A 16,075-nucleotide genomic window follows, 5' to 3' on the forward strand; every position below is an offset into this window, starting at 1 on the left:
CCCCATGTCATCAATCTCCTATATTTTTGATTATACCACAAAAAAGCATTTCCGCAATGAAAACCGGGCCCCGGTCCCGCCAGACTTTTCCTGGGATTTTCGTGGAAAAGCGAGAAAATAAAAAAATTTCCGTTTTCATGCAACCATTTGCCCCAAAACCGGATTCTTATTAACGGGGATTTTACGCAACCCCCAAGAAAATGGTCCTTTCGATCGAATTTTACAAAATTCAATTTGAATGATAAAAATAAATTTGTTTATTTTCCAATTTCAGCTTGATTTCACTCCAGGAAGGCGGTACAATAGTGATAATCTCTGGATCCCCCTGGGGACAAATCAAAGGAGGCAATCAAAATGCAGAAAATCAAAGTGGTCCAGTACGGCTGCGGCAAAATGAGCAAGTATACCCTGCGGTATCTCCACGAGCACGGGGCCCAGATCGTGGGCGCCATTGACGTGAACCCGGAGATCGTGGGCATGGACGTGGGCGACTACGCGGGCCTGGGCGTCAAGACCGGGGTGCTCATCAGCAATAACGCGGATGAGGTGCTAGACAACTGCGACGCGGATATCGCCGTTGTCACCTTGTTCAGCCTGGTCAGCGACTGCTACGACCACTATGTGAAATGCCTGAGCCGGGGCATTAACGTCATCACCACCTGTGAGGAGGCCACCTACTGCTGGACGACTGACCCGGTGCGGGCCAATAAATTAGACGTGCTGGCCAAGGAGAACAACTGCACCTTCGTGGGCAGCGGCATGGAGGACACCTTCTGGGTGAACATGGTGGGCATGGTGGCCGGAAGCTGCAACTCCATCCAGAAGATCGAGGGCGCGGTGAGCTACAACGTGGAGGAGTACGGGCTGGCCCTGGCTAAGGCCCACGGCGTGATGCTCACCCCCGAAGAGTTTGAGAGGCAGATTGCCCATCCCGAGGTGCTGGAGCCCTCCTATGTGTGGAACTCCAACGAGGCCCTGGCCGCCAAAATGGGCTGGACCATCAAGAGTCAGACCCAGAAATGTGTCCCCTATTTCCACGACACAGATCTGTATTCTGAGACTATGGGGGCCACCATCCCCAAGGGCAACTGCATCGGCATGGCGGCTGTGGTCACCACCGAGACCTTCCAGGGTCCGGTGATCGAGACCCAGTGCATCGGCAAGGTGTACGGCCCGGAGGATGGGGATATGTGCGACTGGAAGATCACCGGTGAGCCCAACACAGAATTCCATGTGGTGAAGCCCGCCACCGTGGAGCACACCTGCGCCACCATTGTCAACCGGATCCCCAGCGTACTGCTGGCCCCCGCCGGCCTTGTTACCATGGACGAGCTGGATGAAATTGCCTTCCCCACCTACCCGCTGGAGTTTTACTGCTGATCCCTTCTGAAAGCAAAAAGCCTGCCTGAGCGTCTTGCCCGGGCGGGCTTTTTTGTTCTTGACTATTCCTTCTGGAAGTGATATGCTATGTATACTAATTTAGTATACATTTTGAGGAGGTAATTATTTATGGAATCAAAGCAAACGACCCAGAGGCCGGTAGGATTCTGGCTGTCCGCAGCTGTTTTCGCCGCGTTGATCCTCCTGGTGGTCTCCTTTACCGCCGGGCTGGGCAGCGCGCCCCATGTTCCCCTGCTGCTGGCCGCAGTTTTGGCTGCTTGTGTGGGCGCCTTTCACCGGTACTCCTGGGAGGACATGCTGGAGGGGATTTCCGCTGCTATCACCCCGGCCCTGCCCGCGCTGCTCATCATTATGTCCATCGGCATTCTGATTGCCACATGGATGGCCGGGGGCATCATCCCCACTATGGTCTACTACGGATTGCAGATTATCTCTCCCCGGTTCTTCCTGGTGACCACGCTGCTTCTGTGCTCTCTGGTTTCCCTGGCCATTGGCAGTTCCCTCTCCACCATTGGCACCGTGGGAGTTGCGCTGTTTGGCATTGGTTCTGCCATTGGAATTCCTCCGGCCATTACGGTGGGGGCCATTGTCTCCGGAGCCTATTTTGGGGACAAGATGTCCCCCCTCTCTGACACTACCAATCTGGCCCCCTCGGTTTCGGACACCAATGTGTTTGAGCATATTCGGCATATGCTGGTAACCACAACGCCTACCTATATCATCTGCATTGTAATTTATGGAATTTTGGGGTTCGTCTATGGCGGCGGCAGCCCGGACAACTCTCAGGTACAGGCCACCCTGGACGCTTTGCAAGGAAACTTTTTCATTCATCCCCTGCTGCTTTTGCCGCCTCTCCTAGTGCTGGTGATGGTCATTCTGCGCATACCCGCTCTGCCCGGCCTGCTGGGTGCGGCGCTGCTGGGAATTCTCTCCGCGCTGTTTCTCCAGGGCGCCAGTTTGGACTCTGTTTTGGCCGGTGTGATGAGCGGATTTTCCGCCAGCACCGGTGTAGACACGGTAGATACTCTGCTGAACCGGGGCGGTATTCTCAGCATGATGCGCACGGTGGCCCTGATGATTATCGCCCTGAGCTTCGCCGGTATTTTTGAGCGCACCGGCATGGCGGCCGCTTTATTGGAAAAGGTGGTCAGCCATGTGAAGTCTCAGCGGGGGCTGGTGATTGCCACCATTCTCACGGCCTGGGGCGTGCTACTGGGCACTGGGCAGCAGTATGTGGCAATCATCATGACGGGACGGCTGTTCCGGCCTCTCTATAAGCAGTATGAACTGGCTCCGCAGAATCTGAGCCGCTCTCTGGAGGACGCGGGCACGGTGTTCGGCGGGATTGTCCCCTACAGCACAGGCGCGGGATTTACGGAAAACATGCTGGGAATTTCCGCCTGGCAGTATGGGCCTTTCACCTTTTTTGGCTGGATCAATCCCCTGATCGCCATTATCATTGCGGCTATGGGCAAGAGCATGCCCAAGCTCAAGGTTGCCAAGAAAGAGAGCTAATCACACCCCCGCCCCCAAATTCCGGGACTCGAAGAGTCCCGGAATTTGCATAAAAAGGAACCGGCGCCAATGGTGCCGATTCCTTTTTATGGCCGGAAGCCGGATCCGAAGGATCCAGGCTTCCGGCGGGGCGGGACTTAGCAGGCCTTTCCCTTCGTCTTTCCCAATTCTCTGGGATTGCGAAACCACCCCAGCAAAAAAATCATAGAGGGAATCAGCCCTAGCACCCAACCGATGGGCGCAGCCATCCAAATTCCTACATACCCGATCACCAGGGGCAGCAGCACGGACAGGCCGATTTTTGATGCCAGCTCCACAATGCTGGATACCAGAGTTATCTTCACCGCGCCAATCCCCCGCAGAGCTGAATTCACCGTCCAAATAGCTCCCAAGGCTACATATAGGACTGCCTCTATCCGAATCATGCTCACTGAGGCTTCCAGTACATAATCGCTGGGCTGGTCCATAAAAATCAATGCCAAGGGGCGGGCAAAAAGCAGCATAACTGCCGTGGAAATCAACGCTAAACCGCCCACAATCACCATGCCCTTCTGCAGGCCCTCCTTAATTCGTGCGTACAGCTTTGCTCCATAATTCTGCCCGGCATATACAGAAAAGGAAAAGGCTACGTTGGAAAAAGTCACGGTGGCCAGCTGCTCTACCTTGCCGCCCACTGTATAAGCAGCCACAATATCCGAGCCATAGGAGTTGATCACGGCAGTGATTACGAACATTCCCACACAGAGCACCAAACTTTGGGCGCACATAGGTAGTCCAATACGCAGGTATTCCCGAATCATGGCGCTGTCAAAGTGCCAGGCATCCCGGTTGGGCATCAGGCGGGGATGCCTCTTCGCCATATACACAATACACAGCACCGCCGAAACCGCCTGAGAAATCACCGTGGCAAAGGCCACTCCCGCCACGCCTCCATGAAATGCCAGCACAAACAGCAAATCCAAACCCACGTTCATCAAAGAACTAAAAATCAAAAAATAGAGGGGAGTTTTGGAATCCCCGATGGCGCGGAGCACAGAGGTAACACCGTTATAGCTAAGCAGCGCAATTGTCAGCCCACCAGTGATCCGGATGTAGGTTACCGACTGGCCGATAATGTTCTCCGGCGCGCCCAGCAGCCTCATCATAGGCTGTGCTCCGAAAAAGGCCAGCAGTCCCAGCGCCAGACCTCCCCCCAACACAAGATACACCGCATGAGAAACCGCCTTTTTCAGCACCTCCTGTTGCTTGGCTCCCTCCGCCTGAGAGATTATTACAGACAGGCCGTTGGTAAGGCCATTGCCCATAAGCATAAGAAACATGCTGGTAGAACTGGCAGCGCCAATGCCCGCCAACGCGTCAATGCTTACAAAGCGTCCTACCACAATTGTATCCACCATATTATACATCAGCTGGAACACTCCGCCAATCAGCATGGGGATGGCGAAAAAAATCAAGAGCTTCGCAGGCGAACCTTGGGTCATATCCAGATTTGCGGCCTTTTTCTTTTCCATTTCAATCACCTTACTGTCAGAATCTTTACCATTCGCATTCGCGCGACAGTTTTCAAGCCTATTTTTAGGCACCGGCAAGGCACGGAAGCGCAGGAAATCTGTAAATTTTCAAGTTTTCGCAACAATGCCAGCGCTCAAAACAGCCGGATAACGATATACTACATTCTATCGGTACGGCTTCTAAGATTTCAGCCTCCAATGCGCTCTTGTGGAGCCGCTATCCGCCGCTAAACTTTATGCTCTTCGCAGCTGTTCTTTATTATATTGTAGTGTATAGAGATTGTAGTACCTTCCTTTCCGCCGGAGCAACTCCTGATGAGTGCCCTGCTCCAGAATTTCTCCGTGGCTGAGCAGAATAATATTATCCGCATGCTGGATGGTAGAAAGCCGGTGGGCCACGATCAGCATAGTGCCAATATTTTTCATTTTCTCCAGAGAGTCCTGAATCAGCAGCTCTGTCTCGGTGTCAATATTGGCTGTGGCTTCGTCCAGAATCATCACCGCGGGCTTGTGGATAATAGTCCGGGCAAAGGACAGCAGCTGCCGCTGCCCCGCAGAGAAGTTATTTCCCCGCTCTCTGACGATTTCATCCAGGCCATTGTCCAGGCGGTAAATAAAGCTGTCCGCGTTCACATACTCACAGGCCCGGCGGATTTCCTCCTCCGGGAACTCATCCCGCAGCACAATATTGCTGCGAATGGTGCCGGAGAACAGGAATACGTCCTGAAGCATCTGCCCAAAATGCTTGCGAAGGGAGGCGATGGTGATATCCTTGATATCCACGCCGTCAATCAGGATCTGCCCTTTTTGGATGTCGTAATTCCGGCAGATCAGGGAAAGAATGGTGGATTTTCCAGAACCGGTAGACCCAACGAAAGCCACGGTCTGGCGGGGGCTGATATGGAAGCTCACACCCTTCAGCACCCACTCGCCGGGATTATAGGCGAACCACACGTCCCGGAATTCGATCTCTCCCTTGATCTCTTTTATGTCCTTGGCATTGGGGCTGTCCACAATATGGGGCTCCATGTCCATCACAGTAAAGATTTTCTCCGCCGCCGCAAAGGACCGCTGCAGCATGTCAAACTGCTCCGCCAATTGTTGGATGGGGTTGAAGAACTTGGAGATATACATATAAAAAGATACCACCACGCCGCTGGAAACCGTCTGGCCAAACACCGTCCAATTTCCGATATACCCCTTTCCTCCCAAGTATAACAAACAGAGTACCGAGGAAATATACAGCATATACACCATTGGCTGGAACACACCGAACACAAACATCCTGCTGCGCTTGGCGTTTTGCAAAGTCTTGGAGCGCTCCAAAAAGTCCCGCATCTTCCGATCCTCCTGGTTGAAGATCTGCGTAATCTTGATACCGGATAAATTTTCGGAAAGATAGGTGTTCACATCCGTGGTGGCGTCGTTCACCCGCAGGTGTACCCGCCGGGAAAAACGCCGAAAAATCACCGTAAACAGAATCACAAAGGGCACAAAGCACAGCACCATCAAGGTGAGCATGTAGTTGAGCATAAGCATGGCGCCCAATACGGCGATGACCACCATCACGTTCTGCACCAGGGTGACCAGAATGTTGGTAAACATGAAGGAAATGGCGTTGGGATCGTTGCTCACCCGAGTCACCAGCTTGCCCACAGGAATATCATTCAGCTGCTCGTGAGAGAGCCCTTCAATATGGGTAAACACATCCTCCCGCATGGCGGAGAGAATTTTCTGCCCCACTTTTTGCAGCACCATGGCCTGAATGTAAGTACACGCCAGAGATACCAGCAATATGCCGATATATGCGCCTACAATGGTAAACAGGTAGGAGAGCTCAAAATCTCCCACCACCGTCTCCTCAATATGGCCGATGATCAAAGGCGAAATGACAGAATACACATTGGCTACCAGCATCACAAAAAACACCAGCACGAACTGCATTTTATAGGGCTTCGCATAGGCCAGCAGGCGGCTGACGATCTCTCTGTCTGACATATTCCGCTGCTTGCCCTCCAACTGGTTCCGCCGTTTGGCAATGATGAAAGCCGCCGTAAAAGCTAACGCAAAGGAACCAATAATCGCTCCTACGATTAAAATAGGCAGATACTCACGCATTGTGTTCCTCCCCCTCCTCGTCCAGCTTTTGCAAGTCAACCATTTTCTTATATTCGGAGCAATTTTTATAAAGATCCTCATGCGCCCCCACCGCAACCAGCCTGCCCTGGTCGATGAACAGAATTTTGTCCATCTGTTCAATGGTGGAGATCCGGTGAGCGATCAGGATGGTGGTCTTTCCCGCCCGGGTGGCCCGCAAGTTCCCCAGGATGGAGCGCTCGGTCTTGGTATCCACTGCGGACACGGAGTCGTCCAGGATCAGGATGGGAGCGTTTTTCATCAGAGCCCGGGCAATGGAGATGCGCTGCTTCTGCCCGCCGGAAACGGTCACGCCCCGCTCCCCCAGCACTGTGTGAAAGCCGTGCTGGAATTTCTTGATATCGTTGGCCACGTCCGCCAGATGGGCATACTGGGCGATGTCCTTGCCGTCATAATCCTCCACGCCAAAGGCAATATTGTGCTCAATGGTATCGGAGAACAGAAAATTGTCCTGGGGCACATAGGCGCACCCCTCCCGCAAAGAGTGGATGGTCACGTCGTTTACATCATGGCCGTCCACAAAGACCGTGCCGTTTGGCACATTATAGGTGCGGAGGATCAAGTCTACCAGGGTGGTCTTGCCGGAACCGGTCTTGCCCACCAGGCCTACGTTTTCCCCCGCCTCAATCTGAAAGGAGATATTCTCAAGCGCGTTGTACTCCCCATCCGGATAGCGGAAGGTCAGGTCCTTAAACTCGATGGAGCCCTTGATCCGCTCCAAGGGCTTTGCGCCGGGCTTGTCGGTGACGGTGACCTTGGCGTCCAGCAGTTCGCTCACTCGATTCAAAGAGGCCTTTCCCCGGGAGGTCATATCGATAAGCTCACTGACAGCCATGATGGGCCACACTACCGCGTTAAAGTAACCAATAAATTCCACCAGCTGGCCGGCGTTAAAATGCCCCTGATATACCAGAAAGCCGCCGTAGCCCAGAATCACGCAGACCACGCTCTCGATAAACAGGGAGACCAGAATGCGGAACAGCACGGCTGTTTTCGTGTGGTTGATATTGGCAACCTCATTCTCCTTGTTCAGCTCTTTAAATGCCAACAGTTCCTTGGACTCTTTCACAAAGGCCTTGATGACCGCGATGCCGGAAAAGCTCTCCTGGGAGAAGTCGGACAGCCTGGAGAAGGCTTCCTGGCGGATCTCCCACTTGTCCGTCAGGCGCTTGCCCACAATGGTGGCGCAGCTGAGGAGAAATGCCATGGGAATCATGGAGAGCAAGGTGAGCACCCAGTTCATCTGCCACATTTTCATAATCGCCAGCGTACCCATAAACAGGGCGTCAAAGAACATCAGCACGCCCCAGCCGAAGCAGTCCTGCACAGTGTCCAGATCGTTGGTGAACAGGCTCATCAGGTCGCCCACCTTGTTTTCCTGATAAAATTCCCGGGAAAGGTTCTTGGCGTTGTCAAACATGCGGTTGCGCAAATCCGCCTCCAGCCGGATGGCACTGCCCATAAAGGCCAGCCGCCACAGAAAACGCCCCGCTACAATCACCAGAATTACCCCTACCATGGGCATACAGATCCTGTCTAGCAGAAAGTCCAGGTCAAAGGGCAGCGTCTGGCCGTCGACCTCCACATAGCCCTGGTTCAGGCCGTTGATGACCATCTGGTAGAGATTGGGGATCACCAGCTGGAAATAGTCCACGGCCACCAGCGCGGCCAGACCAAGCAGCAAAATCCACGCGTATTTTATGTAGTACCGGTTGATATGCTTGCCAAGTATCACAGTTTTTCCTCCTTTTCCTTCACCATTTTTCTTCACATACTTGGCTATTATAGCATAGCTTTTTCCATTTTTCCACCCCTTTTATAAATAATTTTCACGGGCTTTATAAAAAACTCTCTGAAGATTCTGCGAATCCCCAGAGAGTTTATAAACCCTTTATGATAGTTATCTCGCCGTTACCTTGTGAATGAGGTGTCTCTGAAGATTTTTTGCTACAGAAGCCTGCGCCGCTCCTCTTCGCTATAGTATTGGGCTTGGGCGTACCACAACTCATTGTATTTTCCTGAAACATCGGCTACAAGGCCGTCGTGGCTTCCCTGCTGGACTACCGTGCCCTGATCGAACACCAAAATTTCTTCACAAAACCGGCAGGAGGAGAGCCGGTGGCTGATGTAGATGGCGGTCTTGTCCGTGATGATCTGGCCGAACCGGGTGTAGATCTCCTCCTCGGCGATGGGGTCCAGGGCGGCGGTGGGCTCATCCAGAATGATGAAGGGCGCGTCCTTGTAGAGAGCCCGGGCGATGGCAACCTTCTGGGCCTCGCCGCCGGAGAGGTCCACGCCGCTGTCCTCGTAGCCCTTGCCCAGACAGGTGTTCAGCCCCTGGGGCAGAGAGTCCAGCCGGTCCCCGAAGCCCGCCTTCTCCAGGCAGTCCTCCACCCGCTCCCGGTCAAAGGCCTCCCTCGCGGCCACATTGGGCCCCAGGGAGTACTCCGTCAAAGCGAAGTCCTGGAACACCACGGAGAAGATCCCCATGTAGTCGTCGTAATTGTATTTGCGGATGTCCACGCCGTTGAGGCGGATTTCCCCCTCCTCCGGGTCATAGAGGCGGCAGAGCAGCTTGATGAAGGTGCTCTTGCCAGAGCCGTTCTGGCCCACCACCGCCAGCCGCCCCCCTACCCGAAACTTCACGTTCACATGGCGCAGGGCCCAGAAGTCGCTGCCGGGGTAGCGGAAGCCCACGTCCCGGAACTCGATGTCGTACTCCCGGTCGCTGCGCTTCTCCGTGGTGAGGCTGCCCATGTACATGTGGTTGGGGGCGTCCAGCAGCTGGAACACCATCTTGAGGAAGCGGCCGTTCACGGGCATGAAGCCCACCTCCCCGAACAGCACCCCCACTCCGGCGGCCAGCTGGGTGATTGCCGCCGCGTACTGGGTCACCATGCCCACGCCGAAGGCCCCGCCCAAGGCCTTCAGGCACACGTACAGATAGGCCACCCCAGCAAAGAGGGCGTTGACCCCGGCGCCTGCGGCCTTTTTCGGCCCCACTCTCCTCCTGGTGATCCGGGCAAAGGGTCCTTTGCTCATAAAGGTGCCCTTTTTGTCATACATAAAGGCCATGGTGTATTTTTCCTGCCCATATACCCGCACATCCGCCGCGTATTTCCGGTGGTAGATCAGTCCGCAGGAATGGCTGAACAGGGCGTTGTCCTGGTTCAGGTCCCCTGCGCGGCTGCTCAGCTCCTTGTTGCCGGAGTTCCTCAGAGCGGAGCCCGCCAGGGTGATCAGCACCATGGCCCCCAGCACCCCCAGAACACAGAGGGGGCTGTTGAGGACAGTGAGGGGTCCGGCGCCCTCCGGCACTCGGGCCAGGAAGAGGCCCGCCGTCAGGGCCACGCCGCCCAGGGTGACGCAGGCGCCGTCCACCAGGCGCTCCGCCGCCCAGAGGGCGGACATGAGGCCGAAGCCAGGCCCCATCTGGTTCATATGGATGGTCTGCAGCAGGTCCCGCATCTCTGTGGTCTCCGCGTCCATATAGTCCAGGGACTGGTACTTCTCCTGCACGATAAATTGGGCGTCATACCAGAGGGTGCAGTTCTCCTTGTTTTTCCAGCGGTTGAGCAGGGCGGAGCCCCCGGCGGTGAAAGCGGCGGCAAAGAGGGCCGCCAGCACCCAGTTCCGCAGGGCGATGGGGTCCCGGCTCCCGGCCAGCTCCCCGATCACCCGGGCGGAGAAGAACACGGCCACGTAGGGGGTCAAAGACTCCCAGGCCTTGAGCAGCAGGCAGGAGAGCACCGCCCCCGGCCTGCGCCGGTAGAGGGTTCCCATGGCCCGGCAGAACAGCTTCCAGCCCTCCCTCAGGGTGAGGGCGTCAGATTTCTTCTTCATGTTTGTATCCCTCCTGATAGTATTTGCTCTGCACGTGGTAGAGCTGGGCGTAGCCGCCCCCGGCCTCCAGCAGCTCCTGGTGGGTTCCCTCCTCGGCGATGCCGTGGTCCTGGAGGAAGAGGATCCGGTCGCAGAACCGGGTGGAGGCCAGCCGGTGGGAGATATACACCGAGAGCCGCCCCTGGGTCATCTCATTATATTTCTGGTACATGTCCGCCTCGGCGATGGGGTCTAGGGCGGCGGTGGGCTCATCCAGCACCACAAAGGCCGCGTCCTTATAGAGGGCCCGGGCCAGCATCAGCCGCTGGGTCTCGCCGCCGGAGAGGTCAACCCCCTCCCCGTACACCTCCCGGACCAGCAGGGTGTCCATCCCTTGGGGCAGGGAGGCGACCTTTTCCGTGAGCCCGGCCTTTTCCAGGCAAGCGGCCGCCTTCTCCCGGTCCGGCTGGCTTCCCCAGCTCTGGGCCACGTTCTCCGCCACGGTGGCCGCCACGACGGAGAAGTCCTGGAACACCGTGGCAAAGGCCCGGTAGTAGTCCCGGCGGTTATACCGGCGGATGTCCTGGCCGTCCAGCTTCACCACCCCGGAGCTGGGGTCCAGAAAGCCGCAGATCAGCTTGACCAGGGTAGTCTTGCCCGCGCCGTTCAGTCCCACCACCGCCAGCTTTTCTCTGGGGTGGATGGTCAGGTTGATGTGGGACAGGGCGTCCTCCTCCGCCCCGTCGTAGCGGTAGCTCACGTCCTCCAGGCGGATCTCGTGGGGCGCGGCGGGGTCCACGGCAAGGGGCTCGCCGTCCTCAAGGGCGAAGGCCTCCGGGTAGTCCAGCAGCTCCCGGACGGTGGAGATGTCCAGGCACTGGCGGTAGAGGGTGTTCATATCCTTCAGGATTCCCGTCACCCACTGGGTGAAGCCCCCCACCGCCGTGAAGTACAGGAGGAACGCGGACACGGTCATGCCGCCCCCCAGCACCTGGGCGATCAGCAGCCAGTAGGCGATGCCGTTGCGCAGGAAGGCCAGCAGCAGGTCCATCACCCGGCCCCAGATGTACACGCTCTCCGCCCGGGTGTGGAAGGCCCGCATGGCGGAGAGGGCCTTCTGGGTCACCTCCTGGATCCAAGGCTTCATGCCGAAAATCCGCATGTCCTTGCCGATCTCCAGCTTTTGCTGCAGGTTCCACTGGTAGTCCAGCTTCTTGAGGATCTTGGCCTCCTCCTCCCGGTGGCGGTAGCCGTAGCTGTCCAGGCGCTTGCTGATGAAGTATCCGGCCACAGAGGTGGCCAGCACCAGGGCCATCAGCCAGGGATCCGCTGTAGTGAGCATGGCGAGGTAGACGCCGAAGCCCAGGAGATTTTTCAGCAGGGTGGTGAAGGTCTCCCAGATGGCCTCCGTGGCTTGATTGTTGCCGTTGGTAGCCACATTGGCTTTTTCCCGGAGGGTGTTGAAGCGCTTGTCGTAGAGGTTGGGATAGGAGGTGCGGGCCGCTTTTTCCGTAATCATGCCGATGAGGAAGCTGCGGACCGTGATGCGGGGATAGAGGCGGTTCTCTGTGAGAAGGACATCGGTAGCGGCGAACAGCGCCATGGGCAGGGTGAAGGCCAGCACGGCGGCGACCAGCTGGAGGATCGTGCCCTGGTTTTCGATCACCGCCAGAATGGCCGGCACCACCAGCAGGCCGCAGAGGCTGGTGAGCACGGCCAGCACCGCCTGGGCCACGGTGATGAGGATCACCTTTTTCTCTTTGATGCGCCATGCCAGGGCGGCCATAAAGGCCGAGCAGCGGAGCATTCCGTATTTGGGCTTTGCCTGTGGGTTTTCCATATGGGTCATCCTTTCCAGTAAGACTTTCCAGGGCACAGCGGTATCCACTCTTGGCGGGAACGGGCCCGCCGCTGTGCCTCAAACAAATGCAGTATAGCAGAAAAAATCGCCCCCGGCGCATTCCGGGGACGAATTGTTGTTTTTAGGGGACGAATTGCACGCTAGGCCGGCTTTTGCCGAATTTCACCCGGCCCGACCTCTGGTCAGGCCGGGAAAATTCCCTCGCAATCCGCAGAGCGGATTGCGGCCGGGAGGTTTGCCCTTGGGCAAACCTCCGCAAAAGCCGGGCCAAAAAGCCGTCCCGGCTTACGGCAGCTCTCCCGCCATGGCGGAGCGGGCAGCCAGGATGAACTTTGCCCGGTCCAGGGGGTCCGGCCCCACCCGGCCCCGGCTGGCTCCCAGCCCCTCTGGGCAGTCCTGATAATGGGAAAACCGGGAGCTGTAAATCCCCATGCCCCCTGTGGCCGCGGCGAAATCCACCGGCAGCTCCATGGCCTCCGCCGCCGGGACCAGGGCCTCCAGCCGAAAGGAATCCCCGCTAAGCTCCGCCGGCTGGAACACCGCCCGCCGGGATGCCAGCACTCCCATCGCCTTGCCCAGATAATCTTGAGGCCCAGAGAGCTCCACCTTCAGCACAGGCTCCAAGAGCTTAGACCCCGCATTGCGCAGGGCGTTCATCAGGCCCATGGGCGTGGCTACAAAGAAGTCCAGGGGATGGGTGTGGATGTGGTGCCAGCCGCCGTCCACCAGGGTGACCTTCAGATCCGTCACCTGCCAGCCCTGGATCCCCTGCTTCAGCGCCCGGGGCACCGCCGTCTCCACATGGGTCTGGTAGCGATAGGGCAGCTTTCCCGGAGACACCAGACACTCATACTGGAAGCCCGCCCCCCTGGGCAGGGGCTCCACCAGGAACCGCACCTCCGCCCAGCAGGGCTTGGGCCAGGTGTAGGACTCGAACCCCTCCGCCGGGGAGGCCGGGGTCTCCCGGTAGATTACGGAGGGCTCCCCGAACCTGGCCCGGATCTCCCAGCGCTGGAGGAGCAGTGCCTCCAGCACCTCGATCTGCAGCTTGCCGGTCAGCCGGGCCCAAAGCTCCTGTTTTTCCCGGTTCCACTCGCAGCCCAGGGCGGGATCCTCGTCCTCCAACTGCCGCAACGCCGCCGTCAACTGAGGTAATTCCTCGGGAAGCTCCGGCTCCACCCGAGAGAGCAACAACGGCTCTGCCAGACGGTACTCCCGAAGCCCTGACAGCGCCTTACCCAACAAGTCTCCAGCCTGCACGGATTCCATCCCGTAGATTACTCCAATCTCACCGGCCGCCAGACACTCTCCATCTATAAACCGCCGGCCCTCCACCGCCCGCACCCGGGTGACCTTCTCAGCAGGCGCCTCCTCCGGCCCGGTTCCTCCTTTTCCCACCACATCTACCGTCTGACGGTTTCGGATTTCTCCCGCAAAGAGACGCACATAGGCCGCTTTTCCCAAAGCGGGATCGTGCTCCACCTTGTACACCCGGGCGCAGAGCTCTTCTCCCAAAGGCTCGGCCTCTTTCAGCAGGCGGCAAATTCCGTCCAGTAGCTCCGGTACGCCTAGCCCGAATTTGGAGGCCCCGCATACCGCCGGATACAGTTCTCCTCTGCTCACCCGGTCTTTCAGGCATTCCCACAGCCGGGAGTCACAGGCCTCCCCGGAAAGAAGCCTTTCCAAAAGCACCTCGTCTCCGCTGGCCAGCACCGCTGCTTCTTCCCAGTCGGAGCTGGAAAAATCCAGAGGGACAGAGGCCGCCTCCCGCTCTTCTTCTCTTTCCGCTCGGGTAAGGGATAGGCAAGGCGTCCCACATTCTTTTTCCACCTGAGCGAATGCCTTCCGCCAATTACTTCCGGCCCGGTCCAGTTTGTTAAAAAACAGAAAGCAGGGCAGGTTTGCCCTGCGGATGGCTTCCAATAACAGACGGGTTTGGGGCTGTACTCCCTCTACACTGGAGATCACCAAAACCGCCGCGTCCAGCACCGCCAAAGTGCGCTCCACTTCGCTTAGAAAATCCGCGTGGCCCGGGGCATCGATCAGGTTGATCCGGCAGTCTTTCCATTGAACCGAGGCACAGGCGGTACGTACTGAAATCCCTCTGCTCCGCTCAATCTCCATTCCATCAGTGACCGCAGTCCCTTCGTCCACGCTGCCCGCCCTGCGGATCGCCCCCGACCGAAACAAAATCTGCTCAGTAAGGGTGGTCTTTCCCGCGTCCGCATGGGCCACCACGCCCAAGTTTAAGGTTTTCCCCATCACGCCCCCTCCTCCCCCGGATTCTCTGCTCCTCTATTCTTTTGCATCACACAATTTGTCAGCGAAACCCCTCTGCGGACCACCTTCTGTTCCCTTATCACCCGGTAGCCCCGGTGCTCAAAGAATGGCCGGGCGGTAATAGAAGCATGCGTCGTCACCGGATTGTGGACCGCTTCTTCCAGTTCCCCGCAAATAGCCGAGGCAATCCCCTGTCCTTGATAATCCTTATGTACATAGAGCCTGTCCAAATACCCCGAGAGGTCCATGTCTCCAAATCCCACGATCCGGTCATCCTTCTCTGCCACCAAGGTATAATGGACCAAAAAGGATTGGTTCCACTCTGCCAGATCAACTAGGCCTGTGGCCCAGGCATCCAGCTGTTCCTGAGTGTAGTCCTTGGCGCTCACTGTATGGACCGTATCATAGAATAGCTCCGCCATTTCCCGGCAATCCGCCGGTGTATAGCCTCGCAAAATCATCTGCCTTCCCCTCTCTGCCTCTTTCAGATTGTCATAAATCTACACAAAAGAGAACACACCGCAATCAAAATTACGGTGTGTTTTTGGTGCAGGTAACAGGAGTTGAACCTGCAAGAGCTTGCGCTCATATGGACCTGAACCATACGCGTCTGCCAATTCCGCCATACCTGCTTAGCTTACCGTTTGGGCTATCGCCCTAACGCTCATTTATTATAGCACCGAGGAGATGCTTTGTCAATAGTTTTTTTATTTTTTCTCTTCTCGACAGAAAAGAAGCTCAAGAAGGACATTGTTCCCTCCTGGGCTTCTTCTCTGTTTCAAATCGATTGCTTTGCTTAAATTTTCTCGAAGTAATCCCTTGTCCGGCAGCTGGGAAAACGGTGTAAGTAGGCTGGGGCGCCGCTGCGGCGGCAGATACCTTCCTCCTTCCCGCCAAGCCAGAGCTTTAGATGGGGGGGTACCTTGAGGTCGCTTTGGAACCAATATCGGGTCGATAATCCGCTAGTGGTACAGCACAAACCGGCTCTCCGGCAGGGGGTTCCATGCTGATGAATCTGCCACAGGCATAAGACAGGCGGGACAGATCCGCCATACCGCCGGTAATCCCGTTGAATCTCATAGCCACATAGCCCCCTTCATTTTTAAAATTTTCTTTCAATGCCCACATATTACCATAAGCCTTGGCCGTTGTCAAGCTATTTTACCAGCTTATTTCTCATTTTTTCGTTATCTTTAAACAGACGCAGTTGCAATTAGGAATCAGAATGAGCCATGCCACTTGGCATTCCCCGATGAGCACTCCATGCTTGATTCTAAGCTATTTCTAAGGTTCCCGGTGTACAATGGATCTATCAACAAAAAGAGAGGTGAAGCAAATGAACTTCCGCCACGAGTGGAAGCACGAAATCAACCGGGGCGATGTACTGGCTCTGCGGGCGTGTCAACGCCAATTTGAAATTGTAAGAAAACGCCGAAGAAATTTTGTAGTTTTTCGGCGGGGGGGGTAACAAAACTAAGCGTTTCCTTGCTCAAAAAGAGTGTTCACGATTTGCTGTTTCTGGCGCATG

The 16,075-nt window shown here is 56.5% G+C and carries 9 protein-coding genes and 1 tRNA gene; 2 read left to right on the forward strand and 8 right to left on the reverse strand.

Annotation, left to right across the window (positions count from 1 at the left end; translation table 11 throughout):
* The first annotated feature begins 354 nt into the window (after positions 1-354).
* Together D7X94_RS15115 and nhaC are read left to right on the forward strand one after the other, a co-directional pair.
* Entirely contained in the window at positions 355-1,380 is a 1,026-nt protein-coding gene (locus D7X94_RS15115; RefSeq protein ID WP_120428498.1) for an NAD(P)H-dependent amine dehydrogenase family protein, read from the forward strand.
* Positions 1,381-1,509: 129 nt separating this feature from the next.
* Positions 1,510-2,916 (forward strand): Na+/H+ antiporter NhaC, encoded by a 1,407-nt coding sequence (nhaC, locus tag D7X94_RS15120; RefSeq protein ID WP_120428499.1) that lies wholly within the window; start codon positions 1,510-1,512, stop codon positions 2,914-2,916.
* Positions 2,917-3,053: 137 nt separating this feature from the next.
* On the opposite strand, the gene D7X94_RS15125 is transcribed toward nhaC, so the two are convergent.
* From D7X94_RS15125 to D7X94_RS15160, 8 genes are all read right to left on the reverse strand, one after another.
* The gene (locus D7X94_RS15125; protein ID WP_120428500.1) at positions 3,054-4,427 is read right to left on the reverse strand and encodes an MATE family efflux transporter; all 1,374 of its coding nucleotides are present in this window, start codon (positions 4,425-4,427) and stop codon (positions 3,054-3,056) included.
* Between the two features lie 234 nt (positions 4,428-4,661).
* Positions 4,662-6,545: an ABC transporter ATP-binding protein gene (locus tag D7X94_RS15130; RefSeq protein ID WP_120428501.1), complete on the reverse strand. Its 1,884-nt coding sequence runs from the start codon at positions 6,543-6,545 to the stop codon at positions 4,662-4,664.
* Positions 6,538-8,319 carry an ABC transporter ATP-binding protein gene (locus tag D7X94_RS15135; RefSeq protein WP_147401755.1) on the reverse strand — a complete coding sequence of 594 codons (1,782 nt, stop codon included), beginning with the start codon at positions 8,317-8,319 and terminating at the stop codon, positions 6,538-6,540. The genes D7X94_RS15130 and D7X94_RS15135 overlap by 8 nt, the downstream gene beginning before the upstream one ends.
* Positions 8,320-8,531: 212 nt before the next feature.
* A complete protein-coding gene (locus D7X94_RS15140) occupies positions 8,532-10,427 on the reverse strand; it encodes an ABC transporter ATP-binding protein (protein ID WP_120428503.1) in 1,896 nt (631 codons plus the stop codon).
* Positions 10,411-12,246, reverse strand: coding sequence for an ABC transporter ATP-binding protein (locus D7X94_RS15145; protein ID WP_120428504.1), 1,836 nt, complete (start codon positions 12,244-12,246; stop codon positions 10,411-10,413). The genes D7X94_RS15140 and D7X94_RS15145 overlap by 17 nt, the downstream gene beginning before the upstream one ends.
* Before the next feature lie 306 nt (positions 12,247-12,552).
* Complete coding sequence (locus tag D7X94_RS15150; RefSeq protein ID WP_120428505.1) at positions 12,553-14,529, reverse strand: elongation factor G; 1,977 nt, start codon at positions 14,527-14,529, stop codon at positions 12,553-12,555.
* Positions 14,529-15,008 carry a GNAT family N-acetyltransferase gene (locus tag D7X94_RS15155; RefSeq protein WP_120428506.1) on the reverse strand — a complete coding sequence of 160 codons (480 nt, stop codon included), beginning with the start codon at positions 15,006-15,008 and terminating at the stop codon, positions 14,529-14,531. The genes D7X94_RS15150 and D7X94_RS15155 overlap by 1 nt, the downstream gene beginning before the upstream one ends.
* An 84-nt stretch (positions 15,009-15,092) precedes the next feature.
* Positions 15,093-15,179, reverse strand: a tRNA-Leu gene (locus D7X94_RS15160).
* Positions 15,180-16,075: the final 896 nt, after the last annotated feature.

Source organism: Acutalibacter sp. 1XD8-33 (assembly GCF_003612555.1).
Lineage (GTDB): Bacteria > Bacillota > Clostridia > Oscillospirales > Acutalibacteraceae > Acutalibacter.

Bases quoted from the DNA above. Each gene is read 5' to 3' on its own strand.
- D7X94_RS15115 (WP_120428498.1), top strand. From the start codon at position 355: ATGCAGAAAATCAAAGTGGTCCAGTACGGCTGCGGCAAAATGAGCAAG.
- D7X94_RS15155 (WP_120428506.1), bottom strand. From the start codon at position 15,008: ATGATTTTGCGAGGCTATACACCGGCGGATTGCCGGGAAATGGCGGAG.
- D7X94_RS15125 (WP_120428500.1), bottom strand. From the start codon at position 4,427: ATGGAAAAGAAAAAGGCCGCAAATCTGGATATGACCCAAGGTTCGCCT.
- D7X94_RS15145 (WP_120428504.1), bottom strand. From the start codon at position 12,246: ATGGAAAACCCACAGGCAAAGCCCAAATACGGAATGCTCCGCTGCTCG.
- D7X94_RS15150 (WP_120428505.1), bottom strand. From the start codon at position 14,529: ATGGGGAAAACCTTAAACTTGGGCGTGGTGGCCCATGCGGACGCGGGA.
- D7X94_RS15140 (WP_120428503.1), bottom strand. From the start codon at position 10,427: ATGAAGAAGAAATCTGACGCCCTCACCCTGAGGGAGGGCTGGAAGCTG.
- D7X94_RS15130 (WP_120428501.1), bottom strand. From the start codon at position 6,545: ATGCGTGAGTATCTGCCTATTTTAATCGTAGGAGCGATTATTGGTTCC.
- nhaC (WP_120428499.1), top strand. From the start codon at position 1,510: ATGGAATCAAAGCAAACGACCCAGAGGCCGGTAGGATTCTGGCTGTCC.